The sequence below is a fragment of the Achromobacter sp. KK8 genome, assembly GCF_054188005.1.
In genome coordinates, this window is record NZ_CM135178.1 from 3131092 (window position 1) to 3145347 (window position 14256).

The following is a 14256-nucleotide window of genomic DNA, read 5'->3' on the forward strand; positions in this document are numbered from 1 at the left end:
TTCGTTGCTACTCTGGCTCCGCGCAATCAAGGAGCAGAGATGCGGTGCGGTCGTCGCGGTGAGCTGTTGTTTTTCCTGGGGCCAGGGTTTCTGGTTCTCGCCGCCGTCGTTTCACCGGTTTTCGGCGCCTCGGTGCCCGAGGCGCCGACACCGCCAGCACTCTCCATCGATGCCCGCGAGCAGTTGCGCCAGCAAGAGCGTGAACGTGTCCTGCAACAGCAGAATACCCCGCGGGTCGACGAGCGCCTTCCTCGTCCTGAAGCCTCCCCATCCGATTATCCCGCCGATGAAAGCCCTTGCTTCGTCATCGATGCCCTGCGGCTGAGCGGCGATTCCGCCGCCAACTTTCAATGGGCGCTCGATGCCGCCGCCGACACAATAGGCCACTGCCTGGGCGGCCAGGGCATCACGGCGGCCATCAACCGGGTGCAGAACGCCATTCTGGCCAAAGGCTACGTCACGACACGCGTGATGGCGCGCGAGCAGGACCTGACCCGCGGCCTTCTGACGTTGACGCTGCTGCCCGGTCGCGTTGGCGATATCCGCTTCGACCAGCCAGTGTCGTGGCGCGGCCGGTTATGGAATGCCATCCCGGCATCGTCCGGCGATATTCTCAATCTGCGCGATATCGAGCAGGGCCTGGAGAATCTCAAGCGAGTCCCCAGCGCGGCCGCCGATATCCGGATCACGCCAGGGCAGCGCGAGGCCACCAGCGACCTGTTGGTGAGTTGGCAGGAAAGCCGACCCATCCGGCTGAGCCTCGGCCTGGACGATAGCGGTTCGGATAGCACCGGGCGTTACCTGGGCTCGGCCACCCTGGCCGTGGATGCTCCCTTCGCGCACAACGATCTGTTCTACGCCAACGTCGGCAGGGATCTGTTCCAGCATGCGCCGCTCGGTAACCGTTCACATGCCTTGAACTACGTATTCCCGGTCGGTTATTGGGCCTACTCCGTCAATTACAACAACTACGCCTATCACCAGAACATCCCCAGCGCCAACGAAGTACTCCGGTACAGCGGAAAAAGCGCGAGCCTTCAGGCCGCCGTGTCACGGCTGGCATATCGCGACCAGTCCCACAAGACCACGCTCAACCTGCGTGTGTATCGCAAATACTCCACCAATGCCGTCAATGACATCGCCATCGAGCAGCAGCGGCGCCGCACGGCCGGATGGGAGTTCGGCGTCAACCAGCACAGCTATCTCGGAAGCGCCACGCTGGATGCGAACCTCGGCTGGCGCCACGGCACCGGCGCATTCGGCGCCCTCGCGGCGCCCGAGGAAGCGTCGCGTAGCGGCAGTGCCCGCGGCGGTGTGCTGTCGGGCGACGTAAGCCTCGATCAACCCTTCGCCTGGGGCAAGCAGCCTTGGCGGTATCTGGCGATCGTCCGGGGCCAATGGAGCCCGGACGCGCTGACGCCACAGGAACGCATGGCCATTGCCGGCCGTTATACGGTGCGCGGCTTTGACGGCGAGCAGACACTGTCCGGCGAGAACGGCCTGCTCTGGCGCAATGAACTGGCCTGGAACGGGCTTTCATCCAGCGATGCGCTGTATGTGGCTTTGGACTATGGGCGGGTAGGCGGCCAGGGCGCCCGATATCTGGTCGGACGCCAGTTGGCGGGCGCAGCCTTGGGCGTGCGGGGCGCGCTCTGGAAAAAACTTGGCTATGACCTGTTTGCCGGCGTGCCCCTCTACAAACCGCGTGATTTCCACACCGCGGCAATGACGATCGGATTCAGCATGAATCTGGAAATCTGATCCCGCTTTTTCAAAGACCTGGCTCATGCAATACCGCTACCGCTTCGCTTTCATCCTGTGGACCGTCTGGCTGGCGGGTTTGGTCATGCCTGGCAGGCCGGCGGCCGCGGACGGAATCGTTGCCGACGGCGCGGCGCCAACCGGGCAGCGCCCGCATGTGGCGACCACGCAGAATGGTCTGCCGCAAGTCAACATTGCCGCGCCCGATCAGGGTGGGTTGTCGCACAACCGGTACCTGCGGTTCGACGTGGATCGGCGTGGCGCGATTCTGAACAACGCGGCCACGATGACCTCCACCGGGTTGGCCGGGATGATCCAGGGCAATCCCAACTTCGGTCCGAACGGCGCCACGGCGCGTGTCATTCTCAATGAGATCAACAGCAGCAATCCCAGCATGCTGCGCGGCTTCATGGAGGTGGCGGGCGACAAGGCGCAGGTCATCGTGGCCAATCCGTCGGGCATTGTGTGCGATGGCTGCGGCACGATCAATGCGGGGCGCATGACGCTAAGCACCGGCAGTCCGCAGCGCAACGCCGACGGCAGCCTGGCGGGATTCCAGGTCGAGCGGGGCGTCGTGCGCATCGAAGGCGGCGGCCTGAACGGCGATGCGCGCCATGACACCGCCTATGTGGACATCCTGGCGCGCGCGGTCGAAATAAACGCCGGCGTCTGGGCCAGGGACGCCGTGTCGGTGATAGCGGGGCGCAACCGCGTTAGCGCCGATGCGAAAACGGTCGCGCCGCTGGGCGCTGAAGCCATGACGCCGCAACTGGCGATAGACATGGGCCAGCTGGGCGGCATGTACAGCGGCCACATCCGCATGATTGGCACTGAGGCCGGAGTGGGAGTGCGCAATCAGGGCGGGCATCTGCAGGCGGCGGGAACGCTGACGGTCAGCAGCGAAGGCAGGCTCAGCTGGCTATCCGGTTCCACCGAGGCAGTGACCCAGGCGGGCGGTGATATTTCCCTGGCCGCGCGGGACGGCCTCGAGCATCACGGCAAGCTGTATGGCGGCGGCGCGCTGTCGGTCGCAAGCCGGACCGGGAACATCGAACAATCCGGCACGCTGGCGGCCGCGGGTGACGTCCGGCTGACGGCCGGGCAGGGCATCCAGAGCCGCGGCAACCTGCTGGCCGGCAGCGACATCAACAGCTCGCTGACTCGGATGGCGGACCTGGTATTGACCAGCCAGCAGGACGTGCGGGCCAGCGGCAATCTGCTGAGTCGGAAATCAATCGATATAAAGGGCAACCGCATCGACCTGAGCCAGGGCACGCTTGCGGCAGACCAATTGCGTATCCACGCGCAAGACGGCGAGATCGCGCTGCGGCAAACCACGATCGACAGCCGCCGGTTGGCGTTGGACACCACCGGGGCCATCGATGCGCAACAGGCCAAGGTCCGAGCCGGCAGCTGGCGGGTCGGTGGCAACAGCCTGCTCAACCAGGCCGCCGTCTGGACCCAGGTGGAAGACGGAGAAAGCCGCTTCGCCTTGACGGGGGCGTTGGACAACAGCGGCGGCGTGATCGAAGCCCGCCAATTGGAGCTGGATGCCGGCTCCCTGGACAACCGACAGGGACGCCTGGTGATGCTCGGCGGTGGCGCATCACATGGGCGCATCGCTGGCCTGCTGGATAACCGCGGCGGCGAACTGGGCGGCAATGGTGACCTGGCGCTGAGCGCCGCAAGCATGGATAACCGGTCCGGCATGATCTCCAACGCGGAGTCGCTGGACGTTGTGTCAGGTGGTGATTTCCATAACGGCGAAGGCACGCTGCGGGTTGGCAAGGGGCTGAAATTGAATGCCCAGGGCGTGCTCGACAATGCCAGCGGAATGATTGCCGCCGCGCAGGTCGATGTGACGGCGCAGCGCGTCCGCAATAGGCAAGGGCAGCTCATTGGCCAGGGCGACCTGCGCCTGACGGCGCGGCAGGCGCTGGATAACGCGCAGGGCTGGCTCGAAGCCGGGCGGACACTGTCGGTCCAGGCAGGCGGCCATTGGGATAACCGCGACGCGACCGCCCTGGGAGGCGAGCAGGTCCGGGTGACGGTGGACGGGCTCGATAACACCGCCGGAAGGCTGCAATCGGGCGGTGACCTGCGCCTTGGCACCTTCCACGATCTCGTCAACCGGCAGGGCATCCTGACGGCCGGGCAAGCGCTGACCTGGCAGGGCGGCGCGGCAAGCCTGCTCGACAACGGCGCGGGCTCGCTGCAAAGCGGCGGCGCCATGTCGTTGACGGGAGGAGCGCTGCGCAATCTCCACCAAGGCGTCGTCCTGAGCCAGCAGGCGTTGGCGTTGACGCTGGACGGAACGCTGGACAACCAGGGCGGCATGCTGACCGGCCACGGCCAGACGGCGGTTCGTGCCGGGCAGTTGCGCAATGCGCAAGGCAGCATCCAGTCGCTCGCCAGCCTGGATCTCTGGTTCGCGGGCGCGTTGGACAACCGCGATGGCCGTATTTTCAGCCGCGAAAGCCAGCGGTTGCATGCGCAGGACATCCTCAATACGCAAGGGTGGATGGGCAGCCAGGGGGAGTGGTCCGCCGTCGGTGGCGCGTTCAGCAATCGGGACGGGTCGATACAGACGCTGGGCGACGCCACGCTTGCCGCGAATGCCCTGGACAACGGCAAGGGCGCGCTGCGGTCGGCCGCAAATCTGACGCTGCGCGTTGCGCAGGACATCGATAACCAGGCCGGCGACATCAGCGTCGGGGGGCGGCTGGACGTGCAAGGCGCCGAGGCGGGCGCCCGCGCCGGCGCCCTCAATAACGCCGCGGGGCGGATATCGACCGGCGCGGGATTGGCGCTGGCCGCGCAAGGCCTGGATAACACGCGGCAGGGCCTGATTCACAGCGAGCGCCAACTGCGGCTCGACCTGGGCGAATCGCTGGACAACCGCGACGGCCACGTGCAAAGCGGCGAGGCCTTGCAACTCGATGCGCGACAGGTGCTGAACGAAGGCGGCGCAATCGACAGCCAGCGCGAGCTCGATCTACGCATTGCCGGACGATTGGGCAATGACCGTGGAGCCGTGCGCAGCAATGGTGATCAGCGGATCGTTGCTGCCCGGGTCGGCAATCGGGCTGGCGTTTTCAGCAGCCGGGGCGGGCTGGCCGTGGTCGCCGATCACCTGAACAACGCCGATGGCATGTTCATCAGCCAGGGGGCGGGCGACTACCGCGTTGCCATGCTGGATAACCGGCAAGGCAAGATGCACAGCGGCGATGCCCTGACGCTGAACAGCGAGCAACTGGACAATCAGGCCGGCCAGCTGGTTGCCACCAGGACATTCCTGCTCGATGCGGCGCGGCTGGACAACAGCGGGCGCGGCAACATCACCAGCCAGGAGCGGCTGAACATCACGGCAGACTGGTTGAACAATAGCGATGGCGGCCTGTTGCTGGGGGCAATCCATACCGGCGTGGCGGCCCGCTCGGTGGACAACACGTCGGGACGTTTGCAGAGCGTCGGCAGCCTCACGCTGTCGGGACTGGCGAGCCTGGACAATCGACAGGGCAGCATCCAGGCCAACGGGGCGCTGCGGATCCAGGCGGACGAAGCGGATTCGCCTTCCGCGCTGTTCCTGTTCAACCAGGACGGGTTGGTGGAAAGCGCTGGCACGCTGGCCATCGATGCCCATGCCCTGGACAACCGGGCGGGCACCCTGCGCAGCCAGGACGCGCTGTCCCTTTCGATCGGGCAGGACTACACCCACCAGGCCAGTGACACGATCAGCAGTAATGCCCAGGTCACGCTTGCCGTGGATGGCACGTTGACCAACCAGGCCGAATGGCTGTTGCCGGGCGATCTTGTCGTGCACTCCACGCACTTGACCAACCAGGGATCCCTGGCGGCCAGGCACTTGCAAGTGACGACGGGCGCCTTGCGCAACCAGGGGCGGCTGGAAGCCGACCGCATTGCGCTCGATGTCGATACGCTGGACAACGCCGCGAGCGTGATGGGCGATGACGTCGCCGTGCGTGGCCGCGTGATCGACAACCATGGCCGCGATGGCGTGGTCGCCGCGACGCAGCAGCTGTCGTTGCAGGCCCGGGAACGGTTGAGCAACCGGGACGGCAGCCTGCTGTATAGCGGCGGCGCGCTGAACCTGGGCAGCGGCGACCTGCTGGAGAACCGTGCAAGCGTCATTGAAGCCGATGGCGACGTGGCGATCGAAGCCAAGCGCCTGGAGAACCTGCGCGAAGGCCTGGTGATCGCCCGGGACGCGCAGACAGATCCCGCCACCAAGTGGCAACGCTACAACTACTACTGGCGTTCCTACGGCTCCAAGGTCAACCCCGACCTGAGCAGCGTGGCGCCCACCACGCAACGCCTGACCTTCCAGGACGAGGATGCCGCCAAAAGCAACCCGTACGGCACCCTGTTGGCGATCGATGCGCCGGCCAAACGCGCACAGCTGCGGGTCCGCAACCGATGGGGGAAGCTGACCGACCTATGGGTCAACTATCTGGCGTTGGTGCCTGGCGCGGATGGCAGCTATGCCATGACCTTCTACGAAACGCGCGGGCATCGGCAGGGCCTCGTGCCGACGCCGTATCAAAACACCGTCTGGCGCGAGTTCGACTGGGGGCGCCTGGAACAGTGGGATCCGGAAAGGCACGTCGATATTGCCGCCGCGCCTTTCGTGACCGATTACAGCAATTTCCGCGAGCGCACCGTCACCAGCACCGTCACGCGCGACAGCCTGGTATCCGAAGGCACGGGCGCCCGCATCCTGGCGGGCGGCGACATGGCGTTGCGCATCTCCGGCAGCCTGCTGAACGACGCCAGCGTCATCACCGCAAACGGCAACCTCGATATCCCTGATGACGGCGTGGTCGACAACCGCGGGTATTCGGTGAATGAGCGGCGCCAGGAGATCATTGTCGACCACTACGACAAGGATACGGTGCACTGGTATCCGACCTTCAATCGCGACGTCACCACGGCGCTGAGTACCGTCGATGGAATCATCAGCGGCAATGGCAACGTCACCATCCGCGGCGCCAGTATCACCAACACCACAGTCGCGCAGGCGCAGATCAGCGACGTGGCCGCCGCATTCGAGGCGGTGCAGGCCGAACGCGCCGAATGGGAGCGCAACCCGCTGGCGGTCACGGTGCCGGACGCGGACCGCATCGACGGCGATACACAATTGGCGAGCGACCGTCCGCTCCTGCCCGCCGAACAGGCGTTGACGCAGAAGCGGCATTTGCGCCGCGTGGCGACCTCGATCCCGGACAACGGCCTGTTCCGCCAGCCCGCGGCCCAGGACAGCCCATACCTGGTCGTGACCGATGCCCGCTTCACCAGCCGCAGCGGATTCATCAGCAGTGATTATCTGCTGAAGCAGGTCGGGTTTGATCCGGCGCGGGCGCACAAGCGCCTGGGGGATGGCTTCTACGAACAGCGGCTGGTGCGGGAACAGGTGCTGCAATTGACCGGGCGGCCGTCCGTGCGCGGTGAAAGCGCGATGGACCAGTACCAGGCGTTGATGGCCAATGGCGCAAAAACGGCGCAAGACCTGCAACTGGTGCCAGGCGTGGCCTTGACGCCTGCCCAGATCGCGGCGCTGCAGCAGGATATCGTGTGGATGGTGAGCGAATCGGTCGATACCGCTACCGGTCCGCAGACCGTATGGGTGCCCAAAGTCTACCTGGCCGCATCCACGCTGCGCCTCACTGGCGATGGCGCGCTGGTTGGCGGCGGCGCCCTTCAGCTGTCGGCAGGCAGCGTCGATAACGCGGGCAATCTCTTCGCCGACCGGGCGCTCGGGATCGATGCCGACCAGTTCCTGCATCGAGGCGGTGATATCAAGGCCGACCGCATCGATATACAGGCGGATCACCTGGCGATCAGCAGCAATCTGCAGGACGCGTTGCGCCAGGCCAGCATGAGCGCCACCGACATTGCCTTGAGTGGCGGTGACATCCGTTTGCGGGGCGCCAGGCTGGACGCCACGCACGACTTGAACCTGAGCGCGCGTGACAGCCTGGACATCGGCGTCGCGCAGAGCCGCCACACTGCCAGCGTCGACGTGATTTCCGGCGCCATGGGCAACCGCACCCGTTCGGGCATGGAAACCGCCGGCCAGCGGGTGGCGCAAGTCAGCGGCGAATGGCAGCAGTCGCAGGGCAGCGGCCTGAAGGCGGGCAACAACGTCAGCGTGACGGCGGGGCGGGATCTGGTCCTGCAGGGCAGCCAGGTCGCGGCGGGCGGTTCGGCGCACTTGCAGGCCGAGGGCGATGTGCGGTTGTCGGCGGCCTCCACCACCAACACGACCCGGCTCAAGGCCGGCAGCAGCACGTCTTCGGTCGACAACCAGCGGGAAGAGCAGCGCTTGAGCCTGGCGAGCGTGAGCGGTGATAAAGGCGTCACGGTGCTGGCGGGCAATGCCGCCGTGCTGGAAGGCGCGCAGGTCGACAGTCGGCAGGGACACATAAGCCTGGAGGCCAACGACGTCTCCGTCGGCAGCGCGCGTCGGCGAGTGACCGATCGGGACGTCGAGCATACGCGTGACGGCAAGACCAAAGGCTGGCGCGAGATGGAATCGTCGCGCAATGAAGCCACTGGCAGCACGCTCAGCGGCCAGGATGGCATAACGATCGTCGCCCGCACTGGCGATATCGCCGTGAAGGCCAGCACGCTGCACAGTGAGCAGGGGGATCTCGCCCTGCAGGCGCGGCAGGATGTGCGGATCGCCAGCAGCACCGAGAGCGAGACGCGGCAGTCGCGGGAACACGCCGAGAAAAAAGGCTTCCTGCGCAAAAGTAGCAGCGATACGGTCAAGGACGACCGCATGACGCGCGAGGCCGGCAGCGTGCTGAGCGGAGATCGGGTCAGCATCGTGGCGGGCAATGACCTGACGGTGACCGGTTCGGCCATTGTCGGCGACCGCGACGTCAATCTGCGCGCAGGGCGCGACGTCGATATTTCAGCGGCCACCGAAACCGAATCCCACTACCTGCTGGAAAAGAAGAAAAAGAGCGGACTGCTGGACAGCGGCGGCATCGGCTTCACCCTCGGCAACCAGTCCTCGCGCCACGAAGCGGACGAGCACGGCGTCATCCAGAGCCAGAGCGCCAGCACCATAGGCAGTACCCAGGGCAACGTGACCATCACTGCGGAAAACCGCGTGCATGTCCGCGGCGCCGACCTGGTGGCGGGGACGGACCTGGACATCACTGGCGACAGCGTGCGTATCGACCCGGGCTATGACGAGCGTACCCGCCACGAGACCTTTGAATCGAAACAACGCGGCCTGACCATCGCGCTGTCGGGAACGGTGGGCAGCGCGCTCAACACCGCGGTCAGCGCGGCTCGGCAGGCCGGGCAAGAGAGCGACGGGCGGTTGCGGGCGCTGCAGGGCGCCAAGGCGGCGCTGTCCGGCGTCCAGGCCGCGCAGGCGCTGGAGCGGGACGATCTGCAGACGCAAGCCGCCGATGCAAAAAACACCGCGGCAGGCCTGAGCGCCGGCGACAAGGATGCGGCGCAGGGGGCGACCAACACGATCGGCGTCAACATTTCCTATGGCAGCCAGTCGTCCAAAACCGAAACGCGCAGCGAGAGCCGGCGCGCGCAGGGCAGCACGCTGAATGCGGGGCGGGATATCTCGATCACCGCCACCGGCGCGGGCAGGGGGGCCGACAGCGGCGATGTCGTGTTGGCCGGCACCCAGGTCAAGGCCGGCGGTGACGTGCTGCTTTCGGCCGACCGCGATATTGAATTGCTGTCGGCGCGGAACGTCGAGCGCATCGACGGCACAAGCGGCAGCCACGGCGGCAATGTCGGCATTGGCATCGGCGCGGGCGCCGGGGGCTACGGCATCAATGTATCGGCCGGCGTCAATGCGGGCAAAGGCCGCGAAAAAGGACGTGGGCTGACCCATACCGAGACCACGCTGGACGCGGGCGGCACGGTGATGTTGGCCAGCGGTCGGGACACGCTGCTCAAGGGCGCGCAGGTCGGCGGTGAATACATCGAGGTCAACGCCGACCGCAATCTGACGTTGCAGAGCGAGCAAGACAGCGACCATTATTCCGCGCGCCAGCGCGACATCAGCGCGGGAGGCAGCTTCAGCTTCGGCTCGATGAGCGGCACGGCGAACATCAGCGCCAGCCAGGACAAACTCCGCAGCGACTTCGATTCGGTCAAGGAGCAGACGGGCCTGTTCGCGGGCCGGGGCGGCTACGACATCAACGTGGGCCATCACACCCAGCTGGATGGCGCGGTGATCGCAAGCACGGCCGGCCCGGACCAGAACCTGCTGGATACCGGCACGCTGGGTTGGCGCGACATCGACAACCGGGCGGACTTCCAGGCGCGGCACAGCGGCGGTTCGATGGGAACCGGCGGGCCGGTGGGCAAGGACCTGTTGACCAATGCGGCCGGCGGCATGTTGTCCGGCGCCAATCACGGCGGGCATGCGTCGGGCACCACCCTGGCGGCGGTGAGCGAAGGCGGTTTACGCGTGCACGACCAGGCCAACCAGCGCCAGGACGTGGCGGAACTGAATCGTGACGCGGCGCACGCGAACGACGGCAGCATCAGCCCGATCTTCAACAAGGAGAAAGAGCAGAACCGTCTCAGGCAAGTGCAGCTGATCGGCGAGATCGGCAGCCAGTCGATGGACGTCATCCGCACGCAGGGCGATATCGCGGGCCTGAAGGCGCAGACGGACCCGAAGGCGCTGGCCGAGGCGAGGGCACAGCTGGGCAAGGAGGGCCGGCTCTACACCGATGCGGACGTGATGGACAGGGCGTACGCCAATGCCATGAAGCACTATGGCACTGGCAGCGACCTGCAGAAAGCGGCGCAGGCGGTGACCGGCGCGCTGACGGCGCTGGCGGGCGACAACCTGGCCGGCGCTTTGGGCAGCGCCGCCGCGCCCTACCTGGCGACCGAAATCAAGCGGCGGATCGGCGAGGACAATCCCGCGGCCAACGCCATGGCGCACGCGGTGCTGGGCGCGGTGACGGCGCAGTTGAACGGCCAATCGCCGCTGGCCGGCGGCCTGGGCGCGGGCGGCGGCGAACTGGCGGCGCGGGTGATCGCGCGGCAGCTGTTTCCGGGCAAAGACCCCGACGCGCTGAGCGAAACCGAGAAGCAGCAGGTAAGCGCGCTGAGCCAGTTAGCGGCGGGAATCGCGGGTGGCCTCGCCACGGGGGATGCGGCCGGCGGGGTGACTGGCGCGCAGGCGGGCAGGAACGCGGTCGAGAATAACTTCCTAGATGTTGCCCAGTTGGAAGACTTCGCGCATCGGGCGAAGGTCGGCACAGGGGAAGAACGCCAGAAAGTCATTCAAGACATGGTGGATACCAATGTCCGCCAGCAGGATGAGATAAAGGAAGTCTGCGCCAAGTCACCTCAGCAATGCCAGCAACGATATGGCTATTTGCTTGACGAGTGGGAGTTGTTCGACGACACGATAAAAAGGCTGGCGAAGGACAAATCGCTACCTGATGATTTTCGCGACTATATGCCGGCGGTGTACATGTCGGACGTGGACGCGGGAGGGATTGTTGCCGAGCACGGTTGGACCAAGCGTTTTGAAGCCATGGGGTTTGATGCCGATACGGCACGGGTGATGGCTGCGACGCTGCCGGCGGTGGTGAGTGGTGTGGGCGGAGGCGGAGGCAAAGGAAATAAGGTAGGAGGGGGAGGGTCTGGATCCAAGAGAACGGGGGGCTTCGCAGGTGATATCGAACATGTCGATGAAATAGCTGCAAATAAGCCGCGCCTAAGTCGAGAAGAATTAAAGTCCGCGTACATCAGGAGATTAATTGAAAATGCTGAAAAAATATCTACGGCTAAGCTAGGGTCGCAGACGACTGTTCCTAGAGATATAAATGAGCAAATGTTCTGGAGGGAGGTTCGGTCCAATCCTCTGCAAGGAAGAAAACTGTATGGTATGAACAATGACGCCCGCTTTCCTGAAATGGCGGGGTTCCAGAAAATGGAGGCAAAGCATAAGCTTCCGAATGGGAAAAGTATAATAATTCATTATCAATACAATTCAAATACAGGTAAGGTTTATGATATGAAAATTACTTCTCCTAAGCCGAGTTTGAGGGATCCAAGATCGGTTTTGGATAATTTAAAAGAGAAATGAAATGAAGATTAAAGAACGGGATGGGTCTGTTGTTGACGTGTTTTCCATATATTGGTTCGGTGCGGAAACATACTTTTATGGTTTGCAAGAAGGTCACGGGGGGTTGCAAGCCTATAGGTTCGAGGAAGTGACTGTTGTCGATAGGGAGATGAATTTTAAAACCGTGTTTTTTTCCAATGGTAGTGCGCATGGTGTCAATCATTGGGCTTTGATTCAGGAGAATTTGTTGGATGATTTGTTGGAGTTGGATAAGGTTGCCTATGAGAAATTTATAGCCATTCTGAAATCGGAAGGAGTGTTGGATGATGATTTTTATTAAGTGAAAATCTTCATATAGGCCGTGTTGGGCGTGAAATTACGGTAACCCGGGAGAGGTGGGTGAAGCTGAGAGGAATTCGTACGGAATTGATGATCAGGGATCAACTGCAATGGGAGCGTCTCTTTGCCGGCCCGTTGCGATAAAGTAATGGCCTTCCTCCCCACGGCAACCTCCCGCAGCCCATGGCCACCTACGCATTCCGTCTTCTCAACGTCTTCGCCTCCAGCACCTTCACCGGCAATCCCCTCTGTGTATTCGAAGACGCGCGTGGCATGGACGATGCCACCATGCGCGAGCTGGCGGCGCAGTTCAATCTTTCCGAAACCACTTTCATCCTGCCGTCCGACGTGGCCGATGCGCGGGTGCGCATCTTCACCCCCGGCTTCGAGATGGGTTTCGCGGGCCATCCGACCATCGGCACGTCGCAGGTGGTGCGCGACCTGCTCAAGCGTGGCGATGCATTGACATTGGAATTCAAGGCCGGCGTCGTGCCGGTCACCGCGCAGGGTGACGCCTGGACTTTCACCGCGCCTTGCCCGAATGGCGTGCGCACGGCGGCGCCGACGCTGCCGGCCGCTGATATTGCCGGACTGATGGGGCTGGACCTGGACGACCTGGCGGATGATCCCATCTGGGTGGATACGGGCGCGGACCAGCTACTGGTGCCGCTGAAGAACGTCGACGCGTTGCGGCGCGCGCATCCGGATGCTTCGCAGCTGGAGCGCTGGCAGGCCAACAGCCTGGGGCGCAAGGTCTGCTATCTGTTCGCCTTCGACCCGAATCGCCGGCAGGACGGGCGCGACGTCGTGGTGACGCGTTATTTCTACGCCAAGCCCGGCGGCGGGGTGCAGGAAGATGCCGGCACCGGCTCGGCCTGCGCCAACCTGGGGGGCTGGCTGCGGCATCGGCAGCACGCGCTGCCCGCCAGTTTCCTGGTGGAGCAGGGCGACCAGATGGGCCGTCCTTGCCGGTTGCTGCTGGACGTGCAGGCCGATGGCCGCATCCAGGTGGGCGGCCGCGCGTTGGAGATCGGGCGCGGCACGGTGGACGTCTGAGTGTTCGCGCGGGTCCGGCATGACCGGGCGGTGCCTGTCAGGCGGGCCGCGGTAGCGCTGGCGGCAAAGCGGTCTGGCGCGCCCTTCGGGCTGCCGCGATCCCGCGCCCAATGAAAAACCGGCGCCTGTGTGTGAGCACAGGCGCCGGTTTTTCATTGGATGGCCATCAAGGCCCGGCGGGTTACTTCTTGTTCTTGGCCGGGTCGACCTTGATGTTGTTCATCACCTGCTTCACGCCCTCGACACCGCGGGCGACGGTGGCGGCGTGGTCGGCTTCGGCGGCGGTGCCGACGGTGCCGGTCAGCTTGGCTACGCCATCGGTGGTTTCAACGGCGATGTCCAGCGCGCTCAGTTGCTTGTCGGCCACAAAGGCGGCCTTGACCTTGGTGGTCACGGTCGCGTCGGAGGCGTATTCGCCCACGGATTGCTTGGGCTTGCCGTCATTGGCGGCAAAGGCCATGGAAGTGAAGACAGCGCCCGTACCCAGTGCGGCGGCGGCGATCAGCTTGCGAATTTCCATAGTGGTGCTCCTTGTGTGTGGTTCAGCGCGTTCGGGACGCAACGGCTAAGCGAAAATTCTCGGGGTGCGATGTTCTTCTATTTCTTGCGGAATGCGCCGCCCAGGATGGACAGCAGCGCCAGAACCAGGAAGACGAAGAACAGGATCTTGGCGATGCCCGCGGCGCCGGCGGCAATGCCGCCGAAGCCCAGGACAGCCGCGATGATCGCAATAACGAAAAAAACTACGGCGTAGTGCAACATGTCAGCTTCTCCTGGTGGCGTGGGGATCAGGGGTTGCGATCAAAGAAATCGCGCACTTCCTTTTCCGCCTGTTCCTTGGTCTTGCCGTAGCGCTCCTGGATCAGGCCAGCGAGGCGCTCGGCGTTGCCTTCCGTACGGGTCAACTCGTCGTCGGTGAGTTCACCCCAGGCCGCTTTGGCCTTACCGGTAAGTTGCTTCCACTTGCCAGCGATGATGTCGTTATTCATGGTGACCTCTCTTCGTTG

The 14256-nt window shown here is 64.3% G+C and carries 7 protein-coding genes; 4 read left to right on the plus strand and 3 right to left on the minus strand.

Annotated elements, in window-relative coordinates; all coding sequences use genetic code 11:
• The first annotated feature begins 39 nt into the window (after positions 1-39).
• The 4 genes from ACVN9Z_RS14450 (at position 40) to ACVN9Z_RS14465 (ending at position 13249) form a co-directional block, all read left to right on the plus strand.
• The gene (locus tag ACVN9Z_RS14450) at positions 40-1761 is read left to right on the plus strand and encodes a ShlB/FhaC/HecB family hemolysin secretion/activation protein (protein WP_458213489.1); all 1722 of its coding nucleotides are present in this window, start codon (positions 40-42) and stop codon (positions 1759-1761) included.
• Positions 1762-1786: 25 nt separating this feature from the next.
• The gene (locus ACVN9Z_RS14455; protein ID WP_458213490.1) at positions 1787-11875 is read left to right on the plus strand and encodes a hemagglutinin repeat-containing protein; all 10089 of its coding nucleotides are present in this window, start codon (positions 1787-1789) and stop codon (positions 11873-11875) included.
• A gap of 1 nt (position 11876) precedes the next feature.
• Positions 11877-12194 (plus strand): hypothetical protein, encoded by a 318-nt coding sequence (locus tag ACVN9Z_RS14460; protein ID WP_053500614.1) that lies wholly within the window; start codon positions 11877-11879, stop codon positions 12192-12194.
• Positions 12195-12376: 182 nt separating this feature from the next.
• Complete coding sequence (locus ACVN9Z_RS14465; RefSeq protein WP_024068162.1) at positions 12377-13249, plus strand: PhzF family phenazine biosynthesis protein; 873 nt, start codon at positions 12377-12379, stop codon at positions 13247-13249.
• A 181-nt stretch (positions 13250-13430) separates the two neighbouring features.
• Here the strand turns inward: ACVN9Z_RS14465 and ACVN9Z_RS14470 are convergent, their stop codons facing one another.
• The 3 genes from ACVN9Z_RS14470 to ACVN9Z_RS14480 form a co-directional block, all read right to left on the minus strand.
• Positions 13431-13769: a BON domain-containing protein gene (locus tag ACVN9Z_RS14470; protein WP_006389410.1), complete on the minus strand. Its 339-nt coding sequence runs from the start codon at positions 13767-13769 to the stop codon at positions 13431-13433.
• A 77-nt stretch (positions 13770-13846) separates the two neighbouring features.
• Positions 13847-14011: a DUF1328 domain-containing protein gene (locus tag ACVN9Z_RS14475; protein ID WP_006389411.1), complete on the minus strand. Its 165-nt coding sequence runs from the start codon at positions 14009-14011 to the stop codon at positions 13847-13849.
• A gap of 26 nt (positions 14012-14037) precedes the next feature.
• Entirely contained in the window at positions 14038-14238 is a 201-nt protein-coding gene (locus ACVN9Z_RS14480; RefSeq protein ID WP_006389412.1) for a CsbD family protein, read from the minus strand.
• Positions 14239-14256 lie beyond the last annotated feature (18 nt).